This window comes from Crossiella sp. CA198, from assembly GCF_052078295.1.
In the GTDB taxonomy this organism is placed as follows: Bacteria; Actinomycetota; Actinomycetes; order Mycobacteriales; family Pseudonocardiaceae; genus Crossiella.
Genome location: NZ_JBQJIM010000015.1, coordinates 1 through 22,177 on the forward strand (window position 1 = coordinate 1; position 22,177 = coordinate 22,177).

A 22,177-nucleotide genomic window follows, 5' to 3' on the forward strand; every position below is an offset into this window, starting at 1 on the left:
GATGGTCCCCGGCACTGGACGACAGATCACGACAAAGGCACGAGACCGGTTGGCCGAAGGGTCAGACCAGGGCCAGGGACCACCGGGTACATCCTCACGGATGCAACCCCATCCTCACTGTTGGCCGTTGTGGACGGCGAGTTGGCCGTTCCGGACGGCGAGTTGGCCCAACTGGTACGCCGGGTTGGCCCAAGTGGGCGTACCAGTTGGGCCAAGTGGTACCAGTTCGGCCAAGACTGGGTACGACAACGGCCAACACGCCGGTGAGGTATGGACTTGCCTAGAGCAGGCTGGCGAACCGTTCCGGATCGATGTTCCCGCCGGAGAGGATCGCGCCAACCCGTTGCGCCCCAGCCAGTTTCCCGGTCATCAACGCGGCAAGCGGGGTGGCCCCACTCGGCTCCAGCACGATCTTCAACCGCTCGAACGCGAACCGCATCGCCGCCCGGATCTCGTCATCACTGACCAGCACCACCTCATCCACCAGGTGCCGGTTGATGGAGAAGGTCAGCTCACCGGGGATCTCCGCCGCCTGCCCGTCCGCGATGGTCCTCGGCACCGGGATCCGCACCCGTTCCCCGGCCAGCAACGACCGCCGGGTGTCGTCCCCGGCCGCGGGTTCCACGCCCACCACCCGGATCCCTGGCGAGATCCCCTTGGCCGCGGTCGCGCTGCCCGCGATCAACCCACCGCCGCCGATCGGCGTGAGCACCGTGTCCAGCTCCGCGACCTCCTCCAGGAGTTCCAGCGCGGCCGTGCCCTGTCCGGCGATCACGTGCGGGTGCTCGTACGGCGGGATCAACGTCAGCCCGCGATCCGCGGCGAGCTTGTTGCCGATGGCCACCCGGTCCCCGGTGAACCGGTCGTAGGTCACCAGTTCCGCGCCGTAGCCCGCGGTGGCGTCCTTTTTGGACTGTGGCGTGTCCGCGGGCACCAGGATCACCGCGGTGCTGCCGAATTCTCGCGCGGCCAAGGCGACCGCCTGGGCGTGGTTGCCGGAGGAGTAGGCCGCGATCCCCTTGCGCAACTGGGCTTCGGACAACCGCGACACCGCGTTGTAGGCGCCCCGGAACTTGAACGCCCCGATCCGCTGGAAGTTCTCACACTTCAGATGCACCTCGGCGCCGACCAGCTGGTCCAGCTGACGCGAGCGCAGCACCGGCGTCCGATGCGCCACCCCCGCCAGCCGCGCGGCGGCCTCCCGGACATCGGCGAGGGAAACCGGCAGCGTGCTCATGCGTTCTCCTTGGTCTCGGCAAGATAGGCGTAGGCCGAAGCCCGCGAAATCCCCAGCCGGGCAGCCACGCGCGGCACCGCCCGCCGCACCGCGAACACCCCGCGCTGCTCCAGATCCCGGAACAACGCGAGCCGTTCCTCCCGGCTCAACTCGGCCCAGGACCGTCCATGGTCCAGCTGCCGACTGTCCACAATGGAGTCAATCACCAGGTCGATGTCGTCCCCGAACGTGGTCGTGGCCGCCGGCGCCGCCACCCCCGCCAGCCCGCCCAGCAACTGCTGGACCTGGGTCAGCCCGCTGAGGTCCAGGTTCACGCACAACGCGCCGAACACGAGATTCTGGCTGTCCCGCAACAACATCGTGGACGACTTGACCATCTTCCCGGCCGCGGTTCTGGTGATGTAGTTGAGCTGGTCCTCGGCCGCGTCACCCCGCGCGAGCAACCCCATCCCGATCTCACTCATCGCCCCGCCGACACTGCGCCCCGTCACACTGCCCGCGATGGCCACCACCGAGTTCTCGGGCTGCCGGAAGTCGTGCACCACCACCTCACAGCAGTCCCCGAACGTCGCCACGATCCCGTCCACGACTGGTTCCAGCGCGGCCAGAATCGCGTCCCGTTCGCTGGTCATCCCTGGACCCGGGCCAGCGCGTCGATCTCCACGCAAGCGTCGTAGGGCAACGACGCCACCCCGACACAGGTCCGCGCCGGTCGCGGCTCACCGAAGAACCCGGCGAAGGCGGCGTTGAGCAGACTCCGGTCGCCGATGTCGGTCAGGTACGCGGTCACCTGCACCACATCCGCGCGGGTCGCCCCTACTGAAGCCAGGGCTTCGTCCAGGTTCGCGAACGCCTGCGCGCATTCGGCCGCGAACCCGCCGGGCACCAGCACCCCGGGCTCGCTGACGCCGAGTCGTCCGGACACGGCGACCAGGTCGCCACTGCGGAACGCGGTCGAGTAGGGGTGCTCGTCAGTCATGGACAAAATGTACAACGCCTGGACGGAGTGTCCACGGTGACTTGCGCGACAGCGTCAGCTCTCTCGTACCACTTGGGCCAACTGGTACACCCGCTTGGGCAAAACCGGCGTACCAGTTGGCCCAACTCGCCGGCAGAGACGAGGCCAGTGCGGCATCCCGCTCAGGCCGGGCCCACCTCGGTCACGTGCACCACCGCGGTCCCCGTCTCATCCGACCCGGCCAGATCCACCTCAGCCGTGATCGCCCAGTCGTGGTCCCCGGCCGGATCGTCGAAGATCTGCCGCACCACCCACTGCCCCGGGTACTCGTCCTGGTTGATCATCAGCAACGCGGGCCCGCGGGCGTTCGGTCCGGCGCCGATCTCCGCGTACTCCTCGAAGTACGGTTCCAGGGCGTCCTGCCAGCGGTCCGCGTCCCAGCCGGCGTGCGCGTCGATCTCGCCGAGGGTGTAGTAGTCCCGCCGCGCCGCCAGTTCCACTCGGCGGAACAGTTCGTTGCGCACCAGTACCCGGAAGGCCCTGGGGTTCGCGGTGACCGGGGGTGGGCCGAGGTCCGCGATGGGCTGGTCGGGGGAGTCCTCGTCGGTGGGGTTGCGGAGTTGTTCCCACTCGTCCAGCAGGCTGCTGTCGACCTGGCGGACGAGTTCGCCCAGCCATTCGATCAGGTCGGTGAGTTCCTCGGTCTTGGCGTCGTCGGGCACGGTCTGGCGCAGCGCCTTGTACACATCGGCCAGGTAGCGCAGGACCAGGCCCTCGGAGCGGGCGAGCTGGTAGAAGGCGACGTAGTCCACGAAGGTCATGGCGCGCTCGTACATGTCGCGCACGACCGACTTCGGCGACAGCTCGTGGTCGGCGACCCAGGGGTGGCCGCGCCGGTACATGTTGTACGCGGCCTCCAGGATGTCCTGCAGGGGCTTGGGCCAGGTCATCTCCTCCAGGGCTTCCATCCGCGCCTCGTACTCCATGCCCTCGGCCTTCATCTTGTTGACGGCCTCGCCGCGGGCGCGGAACTGTTGCTGGGACAGGACTGGACGCGGATTGTCCACTGTGGACTCGATGATGGAGACCACGTCGAGCGCGTAGGTGGGGGATTCCCGGTCCAGCAGCTCGATGGTGGCCAGCGCCAAGGGGGACAACGGCTGGTTGAGCGCGAAGTCGAACTGGAGGTCGACGGTGAGCCGGACGGTGCGGCCCTCCTCATCCGGGGTGTCCAGCTTCTCCACCACACCGGCGGCCAGCAGCGCGCGGTAGATCGCGATGGCCTTGCGGATGAGTTTGAGCTGGGCCGGGCGTTCCTCGTGGTTGTCCTCCAGCAGGTGCCGCATGCCGGCGAAGGCGTCGCCGGGGCGGTTGATCACGTTGAGCAGCATGGCGTGGCTGACCTGGAAGCTGGAGGTCAGCGGTTCGGGCTCGGCCTCGACCAGGCGCTGGAAGGTCGGCTCGCCCCAGGAGACGAAGCCTTCCGGGGGCTTCTTGCGCACGACCTTGCGCCGCTTCTTCGGATCGTCCCCGGCCTTGGCCAGCGCGCGTTCGTTCTCCACCACGTGATCGGGCGCCTCGACCACCACGTTGCCGACCGTGTCGTACCCGGCCCGGCCTGCCCGCCCGGCGATCTGGTGGAACTCGCGCGCCTTGAGGATCCGGGTGCGCACCCCGTCGTACTTGCTCAGCGCGGTGAACACCACGGTCCGGATCGGCACGTTGATGCCAACGCCCAGGGTGTCGGTGCCGCAGATCAGTTTGAGCAGGCCGGCCTGGGCGAGCTGTTCGACCAGGCGCCGGTACTTGGGCAGCATGCCGGCGTGGTGCACGCCGATGCCGTGCCGGACCAGCCGGGACAGCGTCTTGCCGAACCCGGCGGTGAACCGGAAGTTGCCGATCTGCGCGGCGATCGCGTCCTTGTCCGCCCGGCTGGAGACGTTGATGCTCATCAGCGCCTGGGCCCGTTCCAGCGCCGCGGCCTGGCTGAAGTGCACCACGTAGATCGGGGCCTGCTGGGTGTAGAGCAGTTCCTCGATGGTCTCCTGCAGCGGCGTGGTCACGTAGGAGTGGAACAGCGGCACCGGGCGTTCGACCGAGCTGACCACGGTGGTGGGGCGGCCGGTGCGCCGGGTCAGGTCGGTCTCGAACCGGCTGACATCGCCCAGGGTCGCCGACATCAGCAGGAACTGCGCCTTGGGCAGTTCGATCAGCGGGACCTGCCAGGCCCAGCCGCGGTCGGGCTCGGAATAGAAGTGGAACTCGTCCATGACGACCTGGCCGACCTCGGCGTCCGCGCCGTCCCGCAGCGCGATGTTGGCCAGGATCTCCGCGGTGCAGCAGATGATCGGCGCGTCCCCGTTCACGCTGGAGTCGCCGGTCATCATGCCGACGTTCTCCGGGCCGAACATCTCGATCAGCGCGAAGAACTTCTCCGACACCAGGGCCTTGATCGGCGCGGTGTAGAAGGTGCGCTGCTTGTTCGCCAGGGCGGCGAAATGCGCGCCCGCGGCGACCAGGCTCTTGCCAGAGCCGGTCGGGGTGGACAGGATCACGTTGGCGCCGGAGACGATCTCGATCAGCGCTTCCTGCTGCGCCGGGTACAACTCGATGCCCTGGCCCGCGGCCCAGGTGCTGAAGGCGTCGAAGAGGGCGTCGGGGTCCTGGCCGTCCGGCAGGTGTTCGGTGAGCGTCATGGTGCCCCCGATCGTGCCCTACCGGGCTGACCAGTGCAGCTACCGGGGTCGATGTGTCGCGCCGGGGAGTAGCCGGTGATCGGCCGGGTACTCCGGCTGGCATGCGTGTCGGTGACGAACAGGCCCCGCGCCGCGGCGGGCCCCCGGCGGCGGGCGAGGTGGAGACGGCGGTGCCCGCCAGGCTGGACCGGCTGCCGTGGGCCCGCTGGCACTGGGTGGTGCTGCTCGGGCTGGGCACGGTGTGGATCCTGGACGGGCTGGAGGTCACCATCGTGGGCGCGCTGGCCGAGCGGCTCACCGAACCGGGCAGCGGGCTCGGGCTGACCGACTTCGAGGTCGGGTTCGCCGCCTCCTGCTACGTGGCCGGCGCGGTGCTCGGCTCGCTGGTCTTCGGCTACCTCACCGACCGGTTCGGCCGGAAGAAGCTGTTCCTGCTCACCCTGGTGCTCTACCTGGTCGCCACCGTGCTGACCGCGTTCTCCTTCGGCTCCTGGTGGTTCTTCCTGATGCGTTTTCTCACCGGCGCGGGCATCGGCGGGGAGTACGCGGCGATCAACTCGGCCATCGACGAGCTGGTGCCTGCCCGGCTGCGCGGCCGGGTGGACCTGGCGGTCAACGGCTCCTACTGGGCGGGGGCCGCGGTCGGCGCCGGGCTGAGCCTGGTGCTGCTGGACCCGGACTACTTCGCCGCCGACGTGGGCTGGCGGATCGCCTTCGGGCTCGGCGCGATCCTCGGCGTGGCGATCCTGCTGGTCCGCCGCACCGTGCCGGAAAGCCCGCGCTGGCTGTTCATCCACGGCCGGGAGCAGGAAGCGGAGCGACTGGTCGGCGAGATCGAGCAGCGGATCGAGCGGGACACCGGGAAGGAACTCCGGCCGGTCACCGAGACGATCCGGGTCAAGCAGCGCAAGCGCACCGGGTTCGGCGAGATCGCCACCACCATGGTGCGCACCTATCCACGGCGCACGCTGCTCGGTCTCGCGCTCTTCATCGGCCAGGCGTTCCTGTACAACGCGGTCTACTTCACCCAGGCGCTGGTGCTCGGCCGGTTCTTCGACATCCCCGGCGCGCTGGCCGGTGGCTACCTGGTGCCGCTGGCGCTGGGCAGCCTGATCGGGCCGTTGCTGCTCGGGCCGCTGTTCGACACCGTCGGCAGGCGCATCATGATCTCGGTCTGCTACCTCGGCTCCGGCCTGCTGCTGGTGGGCACCGCCGTGTTGTTCGCCAACGGCGTGCTCTCGGCCACCGGGCTGACCCTGGCCTGGTCCGCGGTGTTCTTCTTCGCCTCGGCCGGGGCCAGCGCGGCCTACCTCACGGTCTCGGAGATCTTCCCGATGGAGATCAGGGCGATGGCGATCGCGCTGTTCTACTCGGTGGGCACCGGGCTCGGCGGCATCATCGGCCCGTCCCTGTTCGGCGCCATGGTGGAGACCGGGAGTCCGGGCAACGTGGCGCTGGGCTACTACCTGGGCGCGGCGGTGATGATGCTCGGCGGGGTGGCCGAGCTGGTGCTCGGCGTGGAGGCCGCCGGCAAGTCCCTCGAGTCGGTCGCGCGGCCGTTGTCGGCGGCGCAGGCCGGACGTTCGGGCTAGTCGCAGCCGGAATTCGGCGGTATCGCAAACGCCTATGCCGGGGAATGGGTGCGCCCATATCACCCCATCGGGTCATTATTTTGATGCGCTGACAACTGGGGCCCGGAAATCCGTGCCCTGGTGAGCACGTTCGGCCGAACCGATTGTCAGTCTGGTGACAAAACCGGCCGAATGTTGGCCTCTTGGGGGATTTTTCTCCACCTGGTTCTTGCCTAGCTATGACACGCGACAGTAACCTACCGGCTAGTAGGAGGCCGTTCGTGCAGGTCACCTGCTGTACAGTCCCCTGCCTTCCGGGTTTCTTTCGGCGACTCCACCTGCCCCGGATTTTTCTGTCAACGAGTCGTTCGAGTGAATTCGGCGAACAATGACGCTCGCTGACCAAGGGAGAAGTTCACATGGCTACCCGCCACTTGACCAAGATCCTGACTCGAACAACAGCAGTGCTGGCCGGACTCGCCCTGGCCGTTGTCGGCACCGGGGTGGCCCAGGCCGCGCCGGTCACCAAGACCCTGACCTACACGTGCGAGTTCCCGCTGATCGGCCCCGACCAGCTGCTGGTGACCATCTCGGTGAACCTGCCGGACTCGGCCGTGGTCGGCCAGCCGGCCCAGGCCACCGACTTCAAGGTCAGCGTGCTGGTGCCGGAGCGGATCGTGGAGGCCTTCGACCTGTTCGAGGCGAAGAGCCTGGACGGTTCGGCGGTGGCGCACTTCGACGTCAAGGACGCGGCCGGGGTGCGCAAGACGGTCGACATCAACGGCATGACCGTGCCCTCGACCCCGATCCCGGACACCGGCGACCTGACCGTGCCCGCCTCCGGGGACGTGCCGCCGACCACGGTGGACAACCCCGGTCAGGCCGAGGCGATCGTCAGCAACGGCTTCGACGCCAAGCTGACCCCGCGCAAGGCCGACGGCACGCCCACCGAACTGGGCACCTTCGACCTGCCCTGCAAGGAAGACCCGGGTCAGGACCAGAAGCTCGGCGAGATCCCGGTCGCCGCGGCGAGGAAGTAACAGATGATCAGGACTGGACCGGCACACCGCCTGGGCGCCGTCACCGCCGCGGCGATCCTGGTGCTGGCACTCGGCGTGTCCCTGGTCGGCGACGGCAGCGCGGCCGCTGACTCGCCAGGACGCCGGATCGCCTACACCTGCACCGCGCCCGACCTGGCCGCCCAGGCGGTCGTCACGGAGGTCGCCGCGGTGGTCCCGGCCAGTGGTTCGGTCGGCGTGCCGGTCCAGTCCACCCTCACCGTCACCGCGACCCTGCCCGAGACGGTGCGGCCCGCCCTCGGCGGCGCCAGCTCCGTGGTCGGCACCGCCGTCCTGGGCCTGACCGCCAGTGGTGCGGGCGTCACCGGCGCGCTCACCGCGCCCGAACTGGCCATCGCGGCCACCGAGGTGCCGGAGAAAGGCGAGCTGAAGGTGGTGGCCACCGGCAAGGCCCCGGCGATCACGCCCAGCAAGCCCGGCGACCTCACCCTGGCCGCGACCGACCTGACGCTGACCGTCGGCTCCTCCACCGACGACGCCACCGCCGCGCCGCTGATCCTCAAGTGCGCCAAGGACTCCGGCCAGAGCGGCGAGCTGGCGAAGTTCCCGGTGACCGGCCGCACCGGCACCACCGTGCCCGGCACCAGCACCACCTCGCCCACCACCGGCCCGACCATCCCGAGCACTGGCGTGCGCACCCCCGGCGACGGCCAGGTGGGTCCGTTCGCGCGGCGGATCCGGTACAAGGTCGAGGGCAAGACGCGGATCAAGAAGCTGGACTCCGAGCTGAACATCGGACCCGGCGAGATGCTCACCGAGGTGATCATCAAACTCCCGGTCGGCGAGATCAAGGGCGACCTCACCCTGCCGCCGTCCCAGGGCTACTTCGTGCTGTTCAAGTTCGTGCCGAACAACTCGGTGATCGAGTTCGAGCCGGTCGGCCAGGTGGAGGGCATCATCGAACGCGGCCAGGTCAAGGCGACCTCGAAGATGTTCCTCAAGCTCAAGAACGTCAAGGTCGGCGGCGTGCCCCTGGATGTCGGGCCGAACTGCAAGACGGTGGAACCAGCGGTGATCAACCTGATCTCGGCCACCCCGCCGCCGCCGTTCCTGCCCACCCGGCCCACGCCGATGACCGCCACCTACACCATCCCGCCCTACGCGAACTGCGGCGTCACCGAGCCGCTGGACTCGCTGCTCACCGGCCTGATCTCCGGGCCGGGCAACACCTTGAACCTGAACCTCACCTTCGTCGGATACGAGTGAAGGCCGCCCCATGCCGTCCAATCCGCACGTCCTCCGCGGCCGCCTGCTCGGCCTGCTGTTCCTGGTGATCATCTCGCTGCTGCTCGGGCTGACCGTCGCGGTCTACCGCGGCGACCTCAGCTCCGCGGTCCCGGTGCTGCTGCGCACCGACAACATCGGCAACCAGCTGATGACCGAGTCCGACGTCAAGGTGCGCGGGCTCGTGGTCGGCTCGGTGAAACGCATCTCCAGCAGCGGATCCGGGGCCGAGCTGGAACTGGCCATGCAGCCGGACAAGCTGGAACTGATCCCCAGCAACGTCTCCGCCCGGCTGCTGCCCAAGACCCTCTTCGGCGAACGCTACGTCGCGCTGGTGTTACCGGCCGAGTCCAACGGACAGACCATCGGCGAGGGCGATGTCATCGAGCAGGACCGCTCGGCCACCGCGGTCGAACTGGAACGCCTGCTGGCCAACCTGATGCCGATGCTGGAAGCGGTGCAGCCGCACAAGCTCTCGGTCACCCTCGGCGCGATGTCGGCGGCACTGGCCAACCGGGGCAAGGCACTGGGCCAGAACCTGGTGCGGCTGGACCACTACCTGCGCGAGATCAACCCCGAGGTGCCCGCGCTCACCGAGGGCATGCGCGAGCTGGTCAAGGTGGCCGACACCTACCGCACCGCGATCCCGGACGCACTGGACGCGCTGACCGACCTCACCGTCACCACCAGGACCTTCGTCGAACAGCGGGAGAACCTGAAACTGCTCTACCGCAGCCTCGGCGCCACCGCCAACGACCTCGGCGGATTCCTGCGGGCCAACAAGGACAACGTGATCCGCCTGTCCGACGCCAGCCGCGCCACCCTGGAGACCATGGCCAAGTACTCGCCAGCCTGGCCGTGCCTGGCCGACACGCTCACCCGGTTCAAGCCGATCATGAACGCGGCCTTCGGCGCGGGCACCGACCGGCCGGGCCTGAAGGTGAACCTGCACCCGGTGTCCGCGCGCGGGGAATACAAGGCGGGCAAGGACGATCCGGTCTACCGGGACCGCGGCGGACCGCGCTGCTACCCCTTCGGCACCCCGCCCACCGGCGGCACAACGGTCGCGCTGCCGGTCACCGGCGACACCGCCGACCTCGGCCTGGCCAACTCGCCGCAGGAAAGCCAGTTCCTGGCCCAGCTGCTCGCCCCCGCGCTCGGCCGCGCCGCCGATCAGGTGCCCTCCTGGAGCGGCGTGCTGCTCGGCGCGATCTACCGGGGAACGGAGGTGACCCTCCAGTGAGGGGACTCACCGCGCCACTGCTCAAGTTCAGCGTCTTCGCCGTGCTCACCGTGCTGGTGACCGCCCTGCTCGCGGTCACCATCTCCAACACCACCGCGGTCGGCGCGAGCTTCTACACCGCGCGGTTCAGCGATGTCACCTCGCTCAACGAGGGCGACGACGTGCGCATGTCCGGAGTCCGGGTCGGCAAGGTCGAGGGACTGCGACTGGCCGGCCGGGGGGTGGTCGAGGTGCAGTTCTCCGTCGAGGGCAGGCGGCGGATCTTCGCCTCGGCCACCGCCGCCATCCGCTACCGGAACCTGGTGGGCCAACGCTATCTGGCCCTGGACCAGGGCAACGGGACCACCGCCACGCTGCCGCCGGACGGCACCATCGCCTTGGACCGCACCAAACCCGCGCTGGATCTCACCATGCTGTTCAACGGGTTCAAGCCGCTGTTCCAGGCACTCAACCCGGAGGACGTGAACAAGCTGTCCTTCGAGATCGTCCAGGTGCTGCAAGGCGAAGGCGGCACCGTGGACAGCCTGCTCGCCCGCACCGCCTCGCTCACCTCCACCATCGCGGCCAAGGACAAGGTGATCGGGGACCTGATCAACAACCTGAACACCGTGCTCACCACGGTCAACTCGCGCGGCGACCAGCTCTCCACGCTGATCGGCACCATGCAGAAGCTGGTCAGCGGACTGGCCGCGGACCGCAAACCCATCGGCGAGGCCATCAGCTCGATGTCCGAGCTGTCCGGCGCCACCGCCGACCTGCTGAACAAGGCGCGCGCCCCGCTCAAGGCCGATATCGCCGGACTCGGCGCGCTGTCGGGGAACCTGATGGAACAGCCCAAGCTGCTGACCGAGTTCCTGGACCGGCTGCCGACCAAGTTCGAGGCCATCGGCCGGATCGGCTCCTACGGGTCCTGGTTCAACTTCTTCCTCTGCTCGGCCTCCGCGCCCGGCGTGCCACCGGCCCAGGGCGGGCCGCCGGTCGGCATCCCGCTCACCCAGGAAAGGTGCAAGGGATGAAGCCCTTCCGGGAACGCAACCCGCTGCTGGTCGGCCTGACCGGGCTGACCACCATCGGCGCGCTGGTGCTGGCGACCTTCTTCGTCGAGGACATCCCGCTGATCGGCGGCGCCACCTACCAGGCCGAGTTCACCGAGGCCGCCGGGCTCAAACCGGACGACGAGGTCCGGGTGAACGGGCTGAAAGTGGGCAACGTCAGCACCGTCGAACTGGCCGGGGACCGGGTTTCGGTGCACTTCAAGGTCTCCGGCGTCGACCTCGGCGACAAGACCGGCGCCTCGATCCGGATCAAGACGCTGCTCGGCCAGAAATACCTGGCGCTGGACCCGCAGGGCAGCGGCAGCCTGGACACCGGCACCCCGATCCCGCGCGAGCGCACCGCCACCCCGTTCGACATCAGCGACGCCTTCCAGGGCCTCACCGACAGCATCGGCAAGATCGACACCAAGCAGCTGGCGGAGAGCTTCACCGTGCTCTCCGAGACCTTCCGGGACTCGCCGGAGCACGTGCGCAAGGCCCTGGACGGGATGTCCGCGCTGTCCACCACCATCGCCTCCAGGGACCAGGAACTGGCCAAGGTCCTGGAGAACAGCCGCAAGATCAGCCAGACCGTGAGCGACCGCAACGAGCAAATCGCCACCCTGCTCGCCGACGGCAACAAGCTCCTGGAAGAAGTGCGCAGGCGGCGCGAGGCGATCAGCAAGCTGCTCACCGGCATCCGCGACCTGGCCCGCCAGCTCACCGGACTGGTGCAGGACAACAAGGCCCAGCTCGGCCCGGCCCTGGACCGCCTGGACAAGGTCGCCGAAGTGTTGCAGCGCAACCAGGACAACCTGACCAAGGCAGTCTCGCGCTCCGGCCCCTACTACCGGCTGCTCACCAACGCCACCGGCAACGGCCGCTGGGTGGACAGCTACATGTGCGGCCTGCTCCCGCCGACCACCGGCGAAGAGGGCTGCGTGCCACCCAAGGGAGGCGGCAAATGAGCTGGATCCGCGGTCGGAAGGTGAAACTGCTGATCGGGGTGGCCGTGCTGGCCCTGGTCGCCGGAGCGGCCGGGCTGTGGTGGCGGGCCGGGGCCGACAAGGTCCGGGCCACCGCCTGGTTCGCCGCCGCGGTCGGCGTGTACGCCGGATCCGACGTGCGCATGCTCGGCGTCCGGGTCGGCACCATCGACGTCGTGGAGCCGCAAGGCCAGCGGGTCAAGGTGGAGTTCACCCTGGACAGCGGGGTCAAGGCCCCAGCTCAGGCCAAGCTGGTCTCGGTCGCGCCGAGCCTGGTCTCCGACCGCTACCTCCAGCTCGCCCCCACCTACAACGGCGGACCGCAGCTGGCCGACGGCGCGGTCATCCCGGTCGAGCGCACCGCCAGCCCGGTCGAACTCGACCAGCTCTACGAGAGCATGGAGAAACTCGCCACCGCCCTGGGACCCAACGGCGCCAACAAGAACGGCGCGCTCTCCGGGTTGCTGGACACCGGCGCGGCCAACCTGGCAGGCAACGGGGCCGCGCTGAACAAGCTGTTCAACGACCTCGGCCAGGCCGCGAAAACCCTGGACGGCTCGCAGGTGGACCTGTTCGGCACCGTGGACAACCTGGCCAAGTTCACCGGCATGCTGGCCCGCAACGACAACCAGGTCGTCGCCGCCGAACAACAACTCGCCGAGGTCACCCGGTTCCTGGCCGCCGACCGGGACGCGCTGCGCGCCGCACTGGCCGAACTGCCAGCCGCGCTCGGCCAGGTCGGCGACTTCGTCCGGGACAACCGCGGCCGGATCAAGTCCACAGTGGACAAACTCACCGGCATCACCAAGGTCCTCGCCGACCAGCGCGCCGCCCTCGCCGAAGCCGTCGACGTCGCCCCCCTGGCCATCACCAACCTCCTCAACGCCTACAACCCCGCCACCCGCACCATCGACGGCCGAGTCAACCTCAACGAACTAGCCCCCAAAACCAAAGCCCGCCTCATCCCGGTAACCCCCGCCACCGACCAGAAAAACCTCCCCGTCCTCCCCCTCCCGGTGGTCGGCGACCTGCACACCCTCCCCACCGGAGGCAAGTGATGCCCACCCCACCCGCTCACGCACGGTGTGTTGGCCGTTGTCGTACGGTGTGTTGGCCGAAGTGGTACGCCAGGTTGGCCGAACTCGTACGTGCCCGCCGCGCGGCGCCGCTCCCCGATCCCCAGCTGACCCGAGTGGCCGTACCACTTCGGCCAAACCGGCGTACCAGAACGGCCAACACTCCGGTGGTGCTGGGGCTGGTCGCGGTGCTGGCCAGTGGGTGTGGGGTTGGCGGGTTTGATGGGCTGTACAACCTGCCGCTACCTGGTGGGGCGGACCTCGGGGACCGGCCGTACCGGGTGACCGCGCAGTTCCGGGATGTGCTCGATCTGGTGCCGCAGGCCGCGGTGAAGGTCAACGACGTCACCGTGGGCAAGGTGGAACGGATCCAGCTCACCGAGGACGGTCGCACCGCCGATGTCACCGTCGCGGTCAACGGCGAGGTGAAACTGCCCGCCTCCGCGCTGGCCCGGCTGCGGCAGTCCAGCCTGCTCGGCGAGAAGTACGTGGAACTGGCCAAACCCAAGGAACCCGGCGCGGACACCGGCACCCTGGTCGACGGCGCGGTCATCCCGGTCGGCCGCACCAACCGCAACCCCGAGGTGGAAGAGGTCTTCGGCGCGCTGTCCCTGCTGCTCAACGGCGGTGGCGTGCAACAACTCCGGGACATCAGCCGGGAACTCGCCGCCGCCTTCGAGGGCAACGAGACCCAGCTCAAATCCCTGCTGTCCACAATGGACAAATTCGTCACCCAGCTGGACCAGAACAAGGACAGTTTGACCAAGGCGCTGGACGGGATGAACCGGCTCAACACCGTCCTCGCGGGGCGCACCGGGCAGATCGACAAGGCCATCACCGACCTCGGCGGCGGCCTGGAGGTCTTCCACGAACAGCGCGAGTCGATGGTGGCGATGCTGTCCGCGCTGGACCGGATGGGCAAGGTCGCGGTGGAAACCGTGCGCCGCAGCAAGGACGATTTCGTGGCCGATCTCAAAGCACTGCAACCCATCCTGCAACGGCTCGTCGAAGCCGGGCAGAACCTGCCGCAGTCGCTGGAGATCCTGTTCACCTACCCGTTCCCGGACGCCGCGCTGAACGCGATCAAGGGCGACTACCTCAACACCTACCTCACCCTGCACGTGAAAAACCCCGGACCGGAAGCGCCCAAGACCGCGCCCACACCGGAGAACGGGGCGAAACCGGTGCTACCGCTGCCACCCGTGGACGGCGTCCCGGCGATCGGAACGGGGACCCGCTGATGCTCACCGCCCGGATCCGTTGGCAGATCGGCGTTTTCGTGCTGGTCGCGCTGATCGGCGTGTCCTACGTCGGCGCCCGTTACGCCGGGCTGGACCGCTGGTTCGGCTACGCCGGCTACACCGTGCGGGTGCAACTGGCCGACTCCGGTGGCATCTTCACCAACGCCGAGGTCACCTACCGCGGCGTGCCGATCGGCCGGGTCGGGCCACTGCGGCTGACCGCCCGCGGCGTGGAGGTCGATCTGATCCTGGACGACGGCGGACCCCAGGTGCCCGCGGACACCGAGGCCGTGGTGGCCAACCGGTCCGCGGTCGGCGAACAGTTCGTGGACCTGCGCCCACGCCGCGACGGCGCGCCCTACCTCGAAGCCGGGGCGGTGATCAGCCAGGGCAACACCAGCATTCCCAAACCGGTCGAGCACGTGCTGGCCGCGGTGGACGGCCTGGTCGCCTCGGTGCCCACCGACTCGCTGCGCACCGTGGTCGACGAACTCGGCACCGCCTTCACCGGCGCCGGCCGCAACCTGCAGCAGATCCTGGACTCCGCCGGCTCCTTCACCGAGGCCGCGATCACCCACCTGCCGCAGACCAAACAACTCTTCGTCGACGGCCGCACCGTGCTGCAGACCCAGGCCGAGCAGTCCCAGGCGTTCAAGGACCTCACCCGCAACGCCAAACTCCTCGCCCAGCAGTTCAAGGAGTCCGACGGCGACTTCCGCCGGGTGGTGGCCGCGGTGCCGCCGGTCTCCGAACAGGTCTCCGCCGTGCTGCGCGAGTCCGGCCCCAACCTCGGCGTGGTCATCGCGAACCTGCTGACCACGGCCAACGTCCTGGTCACCCGCAACGCCGGACTGGAACAGCTGCTGTTCACCGCACCGGCCGCGGTGGCCGCGGGCACCTCGGTGGTCAAGGCCGACGGCGCGCACTTCGGCATGGCCGTCACCTACTTCAACCCACTGCCCTGCACCCAGGGCTACCAGGGCACCGAGTACCGCAACGGCCTGGTCACCAGCCCCGGCACACCGCTCAACACCCAGGCCGCCTGCACCCTGCCCCGCGGCAACCCCACCGGCGTGCGCGGCGCCCAGAACGCCCCCAAGGGCGGCAGGCCACCCGCCGCCACCTCGCACTGGCTGCCCGCACAACAGGACAGCCTCAACCCAGACACCGCCACGTTGCGCGGTTTGCTCGGCCTGCCGGGAGGAAACCGATGAGCGAACACGCCGGACCGGATGTGACCGAACCCGTCGTCACCCGGAAGCCGTTGCGGTTGCCCGTGATCGCCGCTGTCACCGCCGTCCTGCTCGCCGCGGGCTCCGGCTGGTGGTGGCTGGCCTCGGCCGCCGGGGACAACGTCCGGTTCGCCGAACTGCGCGAGCAGGTGCGGGCGGTGGGGGAGCGGGCGGTCGCGGAGTTCAACAGCCTGGACTACCGCCGGGTCGACGAGGGCATGCGCCGCTGGCTGGACACCTCCACCGGCGCCCTGCACGAGGAGCTGCGCAGCACCGGCGCGGCCAGCAAGAAACAGATCGAGGAGACGAAAACGGTCACCACCGGGCGGGTCACCGACGCCGCCATCACCGAACTGGACGACCGCGCGGGCAAGGCGAAACTCCTCGCCGCGGTGGAGATCGAGGTCGCCCCGGACGGCGCGGCCGCCACCACCAAGCGCAACCGGTTCCAGGCCGAACTGACCCGCACCGAGACCGGCTGGAAGCTCAGCGCGCTCGGCCCGGTGCCGGTCGCCGCCTCCTGATCTCCCTGTGCGGAAAGGACTTCCGATGGCACCCACCCGACGCGCCACCGCCCCGCAACGGCGCAGGCCCCCGGTGGCGGGATCCCGTCCGGTGCGCACCACCACCCGTTCTGCAGGGGAACGGGAGGCGGAGCCGCCGGCCGAGTCCGGGGCCGGACCTGTTGTCGTGGCACAGGTCCGGTCCCGGACGACCCGGTCGCCGCTGGCCCGCTGGCTGATCGCGCTGGCGGTGGCCGCCGCACTGCTGGCCGGTTTCTTCCTGGTGCAGGGCTGGCGGACGAACAACAGCGCCGTGGCGCGGAATCAGGCCCTGGTCAACGGACCGGGCACGGCCGAGGTGGCCGGACAGGTCGCCGAGGCGCTGCGCCGGGTGTTCTCCTACCGGCACGACGACACCGCGAGCACCGAGGCCGCCGCGAGCGAGGTGCTGGTGGACGCCGCGCGGGCACAGTACGACGCGCTGTTCGCCCAGGTCCGCGAGCAGGCCCCGCAACAGAAACTGGTGCTGGCCACCAAGGCGGTCAGCACCGGGGTGCGCGAACTCTCCGCCGAGCGGGCGGTGCTGCTGGTCTTCCTGGACCAGACCGCCACCCGCGGCGACAACAACCAGACCTCCGCCTCGGCCGCCCAGCTCGGCGTCACCGCCCGCAAGGTCGGCGAGAAATGGTTGATCACCGAACTACAACCGCGCTGAGGACTGCATTCAGATGACAACTCCACCATGCGACCGACCCGGCTGAATTATCACCCGAGTACGTTTCTGTGATCGGATCACAGTAAGGGCACGGAATTTCTTGTGACGTTACCTACTTGCGAGTAGGCTCCGTTTCGTCGCAAGTTGTGCGGCATCCGCGGATCAGCCGTTCCCCTCTCTGAGATTTGATGTCAAAGGAGACGTCCGATATGAGAGCCGCATTCTCCGCACGGTTGTCCCGACGTGCCGCCGCCGTGCTCGGCGCCACCGCGCTGGTGCTCACCGGCGGGGTCGCCGACGCAGGCACCAGCGCCCCGGCCAAGGCCGCCGGGGTGATCACCAAGACGCTGAATTACACCTGTGAGTTCCCGCTGATCGGGGCGTCCTCGCTGACCACCAAGATCGAGGTGACCATGCCGGAGACGGTCAAGGTCGGCGAACTCATGCGCGCCACCAACCTCTCCGCGACCATCACCGTGCCCGAGGCGACCGCCCAGGCGCTGCTGCTTTTCGAGGCCGAGACGATCGAGGGCGACGCCGAGGCACTGCTCGCGGTGGACGCCAACGGCACCCTGATCGACGTCACCCTGCCTAGCCTGAAGATCCCGAGCACCCCGGTGCCCAAGACCGGTGACCTGGTCACGGTGGCCCGCGGCCCGGTGCCCGGCATCGGCGTGCGCAACCCCGGCGCGATCGGGGTCAGCATCGGCAACCACTTCTCCAAGCTCACCCCGCGCAAGGCGGACGGGTCCCCGACCGAACTGGGCACCTTCGACCTGCCCTGTACTCAGGACGCCGGTCAGGACCCGCTGCTCGCCCGGATTCCGGTTACCGCCGCCAGGTAAGCGAAATGCGAATTCCGTAGGTTCGGTTCGATCCGTGGAGGGAAAGTCCATGAGGAGATCGGGTAAGTCGGCGTTACGGGTGCTCGCGGTGGCCCTGATCGGCCTGCTGGCCTTCGCCGGTGGCGCGGCGGCGGAACCAGACGGTGCGGCGGTGAAAATCAACTATTCCGTCGAGGGGCAGAGCGTGGTCAAGAAGACCGGCTCGACCCTGCCGCTGGGTCCCGGTTCGCTGGCGGTGGACCTGACCGCGGCCACCGGGGAGATCAAGGGCGATCTGGTGCTGCCGCCCGCGCACTCGGAGTTCAAGGTCTTCGGGCTGATCCCGGTGACCGCGACGATCGACTTCCTGCCGCAGGGGCAGACCACCGGCAAGATCGTCCGCGGGGTGGTGACCTCCAGTTCGCAGGTGGTGCTGCGGCTGCGGGATGTGAAGGCGGGCGGTATCCCGTATCCGGTCGGGGACAAGTGCCAGAGCAAGGCCCCGATGCAGATCGACCTGACCAGTGAACCCGGCTTCAACCCGCTCACCGGCGGCAAGCTGAGCGGCGCCTACACCATCCCGGACTTCGCCAACTGCCACCTGGCCGAACTGTTGATCAACTTCATGATTCCCGGTCCGGACAACACCATCAGCCTCAACCTCAAGCGCGTGGTGTGATCGCCCGCTGAACTGGCCGCCCCTGACCGCCGTCGTCACGGTGGTCAGGGGCGGCCCGCCAGTTCAGCGCAGGGTGTAGGCCCGGTGCAGGGTCTGGTGTGCCTTGGCGCCCGAGCCGTCCTCGGCCGCCAGCCTCAGCCACACCGCGTCCCCGGCCTTGCCCAGTGCGGGCACCGTGCCGGTGAAGTCCGCGCCTGCCTTACGCAGCACCACCTGTTGCCAGTTGGTCCCGTCCAGGCTGACCTCCAGGGTGGCCTGGACGGTGCCCTCGCCGTGGTGCGCGGTGACCGTGACCGGCAGCGGTTTCCCGGCCGGGGAGCTGCCCTCGGCGTCCAGCGCGAGCTGCGGGGTCACGTGCAGCAGCCGCACCTGGGTGGGCTGGGCGGTGGTGTCGGAGCGGAAGGTCCAGCCCGCCTGCACCGTCCGCCCGCCGTAGGTTCCCTTGGTGCCGATCTCGTAGGTGGCCGGTCCGGCCGGGACCTGCCAGTAGCCGCTGCCCGATTCCTCGGACCGGCCGATCACCTTGCCACCACTGGACAATGTGGTCTCGCCGGTGCTCGCCGGATACGCCACCGACCCGTACTGCGCGGGCGCGCCCGGTGCCGCGGGCTGGGGCAGGAACAGGTTCTGGTTGAAGCCGAACTGGTCGCCGCCGCGGACCAGTCCGCCCACTCCGTGGCCGGGGCGGGCGGCGAACGGGCCCGCGTTGTACTCGCGGCGATGCGTGCCGTGCCTGCCGAACCGGGTCGCCGCCACCTCGTACTGCCGGGTGTCCCCGCCGCTGGGCTCGGCGCCGAAACCGTCGCCCAACTGGCTGTACTTGTGCCACCAGCCGGGGGTGACGTACTCGGTGCGGGTGGCGCCGATGGGCACCGGCGGCGCGCCGAGGCGGAACGGGTAGCTCTCCGGCACGGCCACCGCGGTGCGCCCGTCCAGGCCCGGTCGCCAGGCGGGACGGACCGTGGTGTGGTGGCCGTCCTTGCGGTAGGTCGACTCGATCCTGGCCAGGTCGTGCCGGTGCGCGCGCAGCTTGCCGCCCTCGGTCATCTTGCCGGAGCTGGTGAACGCCAGGTCATAACTGACCGGACTGCTCGCGATCCCGTTGAGCCGCACCGTGACCGCGCCCTTGCCGAGCAGTTCGCGCAGCTGGCCCAGGCGGTGTTCGGTGGCGCTGAGCACCGCGACCGGCAGCTTGCCCCGCTTCAGCCGGGTGGGCTCCACCAGCAGCACGGCCTTCGCGCCCACGGCGCCGATCGCGGCCACCTTGTCGTTGGCCGGTTCGTCCTTGGGCGGGGTCAGCAGGACCAGTTTGTCCTTGAGGTCCTTGCCCGCCAGGTCTTCCGGCGTGCCGGCCTTGGCGTCGAGCACCGGCAGCCGGTGTTCGCCGAGCAGCTGCGGCGAGGCCCGGTTGCGCCAGAGGTCGAGCGGATGCCGTTGCGGGGCAACGATGTCCGCGCTGATCTCGGGCCGGACCGCGGTGACGTGGGTGAGGTGCCGGAAGTGCTCGGCCGAGCCGCCGAGCGAGCCGAGGTAGACCGGCGCGTCGGTGTCGGTGTAGGCCGGGGCGTCAGCCGGGGTGCAGCACGGATCCTTGGCCGATCCCTTGCCGTGCAAGGCGGTCAGTTCGATCCCGGCGACCCGCAGGCTCGGATCGTCCAGGTCGATCTCGACCCGTTTCGCGGTGCGCGCGTCGGCTTGCACGGTGCTGTCCTTGTCCAGGCGCAGCCGGGGCGCGACCTGCTGGGTCAGCGAGATCGGGTCGGGATCGTACGTGCCACGCGGGCCGTGTTCCTTGATCGTGCTGGTGACCAGATAGTCGCCCTTGGCCGCGCGCACGGTGCCGGTGCCGTCGGCGCCCAGTTCCAGGGTCTGCCGGAGGTCGTTGTCCAGCCCGCTCACGGTGACCTCGCCGGTCGTGCCTGCCGGTGTGCCGTCCCGGCCGGTGACCTTGACGGTGAGGTCGTAGCGCTCCTCCTCCACATAGGAGCTGACCGCGGTGCGCACCTCGATGTCCCCGGACTTCGCGGTGAGCCAGCCGCCGTACAGGCCGACCCGTTTGCCAGGGTCCACGGTGATGCCGACTTTCTCGGATCCCTTGGCGGGCACGGTGATCTGCTGGCTGCTCAGCCCGAACTGGCCTGCTTCCGGCGTGCCGCCCTGCTTGTCCGCAATGGACAGTGCGAGGTCAAGAGTGACCGGGGTGTCGCCGTCGTTGCGGTACACCACATCCTTGCGCGCGGGTTGCTGACCCTGGTGCGGCCACCGGAAGTAGCCGAGGGAGAACCCGCCCTGCTCGGCGGTCACCTGCTGCTTGGTGGCGCGGTCCAGATCAACCACCCCGGCGCCCTGGCCGTGCACCGAGACCCCGGCCAGTGGCTTGGCCGTGCTCATCAGCGCGGCCTTGAGCCGGGCCGCGCTCCAGTCCGGGTGCGCCCCGGCCAGCACCGCGGCCGCGCCGGTCACGTGCGGGGCGGCCATCGAGGTGCCCGAGTTGGCCACATACCGCTCGCCACCGGCCGAATCCGCCTTGGCCGCCACGATATCGCTGCCCGGCGCGGCGATCTCCGGCTTGAGCCCGTAGTCACCGGTGCGCGGACCGCGTGAGGAGAAGTCGCTGAGCTTGCCGTCCTTGGTGGAGCTGGCCACCGCGAGGGCGGCGTCGGTGGTTGCCGGGTGGCCCACCGGCTCCTGCTCGCCGCTGTTGCCCGCGGCGATCACGAACAGCGTGCCGTGCGCGGCGGAGAGGCGTTCGATGGCCTCGCTCACCGGGTCCGGCTGGTGCTGGGTGAGGCCGAAGCTCATGTTCACGGCCTTGGCCTTGTGCTCCACCGCGGCCCAGGTCATGCCGGCCAGCGCCGCGTCCTCGGTCGGGCCGAAGTCGCCGACCTTGCCGAAGAACAGCTTGGCGTCCTTGGCCACGCCGACCTGCTTGCCGCCACCGGCCGCGCCGCTGCCCGCGACGATGGAGGACACGTGGGTGCCGTGGCCGATGGTGTCCTTGATGCCGTGCGGGGAGTTGGAGAAGTCCTTGGCCTGCTGCAGCACCCCGGCGAAGTCCGGGTGGTCCACGTCGATGCCGCTGTCCAGCACCGCGACCGGCACGTCCTTGGCGGTGTGCCCGGCCTGCCAGGCCGCGGGCGCGCCGATCAGCGGCACGCTCTGGTGCAGCGAGTACTTCAGGGTGGCGTTGAGCCACACCTTGCCCGCCGCCCGGCCCCTGGCCGCCTCCTTGACCGCGTTCCAGGTGTTGCCCGCGGTGTTCTTGGGCGCGGACACCGCCGCCAGCCCCAGCGCGGGCAGCTCCCGGGTCCGGGTGGTGCCGGTCAGCGCCTGCGGCGCCGAGCGAGCGCCGTCCCCGGCCACCAGCAGCGGCACGTCCGGGCGCTTGGCGTCCTCATAGCCGGAGTCCAGCAGCAGGCTGATGTTGAACAGTCGCGGGTCCACCCGGCCTGCGGCGATCAGCGGGTCGGCGTCGGCAGGCCGGACCTGCCACTGCCCGTGCTCGGTCCAGCGCCGGAAGGTCATCCCGGCCCGTCCGGGCCCGGCCTCAAAGCGCACCGGCGCACCTTGGGCGTTGACGTGCACCTGGTCGCCGGTGACCAGGGTGAGCTGCCGTGGCTCGGCCCCGCCGGTGCTCGCCCCGGCCGGCGGCGGGCCGGGCGGGGTGGCGGCGGGGTCGGCCAGGGCGGGGGCGCCCAGTGCCAGCAGGGCGGCCGCGAGCGCGGCGGCAGGCACGGTTCTCTTCCCGGGATGTCGCATGCTGCCTATGTTCCAGATTCATCAAGTGTGCGGTGTCGCATTGACAAAAGCTCGAAGAAAGAGCAGTCGAAAGTCGGTTCGGACCCTGATTCTTCCCCGATATTTCGCGGAGGGTGACTA

The 22,177-nt window shown here is 69.5% G+C and carries 18 protein-coding genes; 13 read left to right on the top strand and 5 right to left on the bottom strand.

Features of this window, described 5'->3' with window-relative positions; genetic code table 11:
• Window positions 1–280 precede the first annotated feature (280 nt).
• The 4 genes from ACTOWY_RS24685 to ACTOWY_RS24700 form a co-directional block, all read right to left on the bottom strand.
• Window positions 281–1,237, bottom strand: a complete 957-nt coding sequence (locus tag ACTOWY_RS24685) for a threonine ammonia-lyase (protein WP_441312043.1) — start codon at window positions 1,235–1,237, stop codon at window positions 281–283.
• Window positions 1,234–1,869, bottom strand: coding sequence for a helix-turn-helix transcriptional regulator (locus ACTOWY_RS24690; protein ID WP_441312044.1), 636 nt, complete (start codon window positions 1,867–1,869; stop codon window positions 1,234–1,236). The genes ACTOWY_RS24685 and ACTOWY_RS24690 overlap by 4 nt, the downstream gene beginning before the upstream one ends.
• Window positions 1,866–2,216, bottom strand: coding sequence for a RidA family protein (locus ACTOWY_RS24695; RefSeq protein ID WP_441312045.1), 351 nt, complete (start codon window positions 2,214–2,216; stop codon window positions 1,866–1,868). Before ACTOWY_RS24695 ends, ACTOWY_RS24690 begins: the two co-directional genes overlap by 4 nt.
• A 161-nt stretch (window positions 2,217–2,377) precedes the next feature.
• Window positions 2,378–4,891: a DEAD/DEAH box helicase gene (locus tag ACTOWY_RS24700; protein ID WP_441312046.1), complete on the bottom strand. Its 2,514-nt coding sequence runs from the start codon at window positions 4,889–4,891 to the stop codon at window positions 2,378–2,380.
• A gap of 101 nt (window positions 4,892–4,992) precedes the next feature.
• On the opposite strand from ACTOWY_RS24700, the gene ACTOWY_RS24705 reads away from it, so the two are divergent.
• The 13 genes from ACTOWY_RS24705 to ACTOWY_RS24765 all read left to right on the top strand — a co-directional run bounded on the left by ACTOWY_RS24705 (window position 4,993) and on the right by ACTOWY_RS24765 (window position 18,298).
• A complete protein-coding gene (locus ACTOWY_RS24705) occupies window positions 4,993–6,483 on the top strand; it encodes an MFS transporter (protein WP_441312047.1) in 1,491 nt (496 codons plus the stop codon).
• Window positions 6,484–6,881: 398 nt separating this feature from the next.
• Window positions 6,882–7,502 carry a DUF6801 domain-containing protein gene (locus ACTOWY_RS24710; protein ID WP_441312048.1) on the top strand — a complete coding sequence of 207 codons (621 nt, stop codon included), beginning with the start codon at window positions 6,882–6,884 and terminating at the stop codon, window positions 7,500–7,502.
• A 3-nt stretch (window positions 7,503–7,505) separates the two neighbouring features.
• Window positions 7,506–8,747 carry a DUF6801 domain-containing protein gene (locus tag ACTOWY_RS24715; RefSeq protein ID WP_441312049.1) on the top strand — a complete coding sequence of 414 codons (1,242 nt, stop codon included), beginning with the start codon at window positions 7,506–7,508 and terminating at the stop codon, window positions 8,745–8,747.
• A 10-nt stretch (window positions 8,748–8,757) separates the two neighbouring features.
• Window positions 8,758–10,008, top strand: a complete 1,251-nt coding sequence (locus ACTOWY_RS24720; RefSeq protein WP_441312050.1) for an MCE family protein — start codon at window positions 8,758–8,760, stop codon at window positions 10,006–10,008.
• On the top strand, window positions 10,005–11,024 hold the full coding sequence (locus ACTOWY_RS24725) for an MCE family protein (RefSeq protein WP_441312051.1): 1,020 nt from the start codon (window positions 10,005–10,007) through the stop codon (window positions 11,022–11,024). Before ACTOWY_RS24720 ends, ACTOWY_RS24725 begins: the two co-directional genes overlap by 4 nt.
• Window positions 11,021–12,010, top strand: coding sequence for an MCE family protein (locus ACTOWY_RS24730; RefSeq protein ID WP_441312052.1), 990 nt, complete (start codon window positions 11,021–11,023; stop codon window positions 12,008–12,010). Before ACTOWY_RS24725 ends, ACTOWY_RS24730 begins: the two co-directional genes overlap by 4 nt.
• Complete coding sequence (locus ACTOWY_RS24735; RefSeq protein WP_441312053.1) at window positions 12,007–13,086, top strand: MCE family protein; 1,080 nt, start codon at window positions 12,007–12,009, stop codon at window positions 13,084–13,086. The genes ACTOWY_RS24730 and ACTOWY_RS24735 overlap by 4 nt, the downstream gene beginning before the upstream one ends.
• Before the next feature lie 188 nt (window positions 13,087–13,274).
• Window positions 13,275–14,345: an MCE family protein gene (locus tag ACTOWY_RS24740; RefSeq protein WP_441312054.1), complete on the top strand. Its 1,071-nt coding sequence runs from the start codon at window positions 13,275–13,277 to the stop codon at window positions 14,343–14,345.
• Entirely contained in the window at window positions 14,345–15,559 is a 1,215-nt protein-coding gene (locus ACTOWY_RS24745) for an MCE family protein (RefSeq protein ID WP_441312055.1), read from the top strand. Before ACTOWY_RS24740 ends, ACTOWY_RS24745 begins: the two co-directional genes overlap by 1 nt.
• A complete protein-coding gene (locus ACTOWY_RS24750) occupies window positions 15,556–16,101 on the top strand; it encodes a hypothetical protein (protein WP_441312056.1) in 546 nt (181 codons plus the stop codon). Before ACTOWY_RS24745 ends, ACTOWY_RS24750 begins: the two co-directional genes overlap by 4 nt.
• 25 nt (window positions 16,102–16,126) lie before the next feature.
• Entirely contained in the window at window positions 16,127–16,795 is a 669-nt protein-coding gene (locus ACTOWY_RS24755; protein WP_441312057.1) for a hypothetical protein, read from the top strand.
• Between the two features lie 209 nt (window positions 16,796–17,004).
• Window positions 17,005–17,640 carry a DUF6801 domain-containing protein gene (locus ACTOWY_RS24760; RefSeq protein WP_441312058.1) on the top strand — a complete coding sequence of 212 codons (636 nt, stop codon included), beginning with the start codon at window positions 17,005–17,007 and terminating at the stop codon, window positions 17,638–17,640.
• A 49-nt stretch (window positions 17,641–17,689) separates the two neighbouring features.
• Window positions 17,690–18,298 (top strand): hypothetical protein, encoded by a 609-nt coding sequence (locus ACTOWY_RS24765; RefSeq protein ID WP_441312059.1) that lies wholly within the window; start codon window positions 17,690–17,692, stop codon window positions 18,296–18,298.
• Window positions 18,299–18,361: 63 nt separating this feature from the next.
• Here the strand turns inward: ACTOWY_RS24765 and ACTOWY_RS24770 are convergent, their stop codons facing one another.
• Window positions 18,362–22,057 carry a S8 family peptidase gene (locus ACTOWY_RS24770; protein WP_441312060.1) on the bottom strand — a complete coding sequence of 1,232 codons (3,696 nt, stop codon included), beginning with the start codon at window positions 22,055–22,057 and terminating at the stop codon, window positions 18,362–18,364.
• Between the last annotated feature and the right edge of the window lie 120 nt (window positions 22,058–22,177).

Bases quoted from the DNA above. Each gene is read 5' to 3' on its own strand.
- ACTOWY_RS24750 (WP_441312056.1), top strand. From the start codon at position 15,556: ATGAGCGAACACGCCGGACCGGATGTGACCGAACCCGTCGTCACCCGG.
- ACTOWY_RS24690 (WP_441312044.1), bottom strand. From the start codon at position 1,869: ATGACCAGCGAACGGGACGCGATTCTGGCCGCGCTGGAACCAGTCGTG.
- ACTOWY_RS24685 (WP_441312043.1), bottom strand. From the start codon at position 1,237: ATGAGCACGCTGCCGGTTTCCCTCGCCGATGTCCGGGAGGCCGCCGCG.
- ACTOWY_RS24735 (WP_441312053.1), top strand. From the start codon at position 12,007: ATGAGCTGGATCCGCGGTCGGAAGGTGAAACTGCTGATCGGGGTGGCC.
- ACTOWY_RS24765 (WP_441312059.1), top strand. From the start codon at position 17,690: ATGAGGAGATCGGGTAAGTCGGCGTTACGGGTGCTCGCGGTGGCCCTG.
- ACTOWY_RS24695 (WP_441312045.1), bottom strand. From the start codon at position 2,216: ATGACTGACGAGCACCCCTACTCGACCGCGTTCCGCAGTGGCGACCTG.
- ACTOWY_RS24755 (WP_441312057.1), top strand. From the start codon at position 16,127: ATGGCACCCACCCGACGCGCCACCGCCCCGCAACGGCGCAGGCCCCCG.
- ACTOWY_RS24745 (WP_441312055.1), top strand. From the start codon at position 14,345: ATGCTCACCGCCCGGATCCGTTGGCAGATCGGCGTTTTCGTGCTGGTC.
- ACTOWY_RS24715 (WP_441312049.1), top strand. From the start codon at position 7,506: ATGATCAGGACTGGACCGGCACACCGCCTGGGCGCCGTCACCGCCGCG.
- ACTOWY_RS24720 (WP_441312050.1), top strand. From the start codon at position 8,758: ATGCCGTCCAATCCGCACGTCCTCCGCGGCCGCCTGCTCGGCCTGCTG.
- ACTOWY_RS24730 (WP_441312052.1), top strand. From the start codon at position 11,021: ATGAAGCCCTTCCGGGAACGCAACCCGCTGCTGGTCGGCCTGACCGGG.
- ACTOWY_RS24700 (WP_441312046.1), bottom strand. From the start codon at position 4,891: ATGACGCTCACCGAACACCTGCCGGACGGCCAGGACCCCGACGCCCTC.
- ACTOWY_RS24760 (WP_441312058.1), top strand. From the start codon at position 17,005: ATGAGAGCCGCATTCTCCGCACGGTTGTCCCGACGTGCCGCCGCCGTG.
- ACTOWY_RS24705 (WP_441312047.1), top strand. From the start codon at position 4,993: ATGCGTGTCGGTGACGAACAGGCCCCGCGCCGCGGCGGGCCCCCGGCG.
- ACTOWY_RS24710 (WP_441312048.1), top strand. From the start codon at position 6,882: ATGGCTACCCGCCACTTGACCAAGATCCTGACTCGAACAACAGCAGTG.
- ACTOWY_RS24770 (WP_441312060.1), bottom strand. From the start codon at position 22,057: ATGCGACATCCCGGGAAGAGAACCGTGCCTGCCGCCGCGCTCGCGGCC.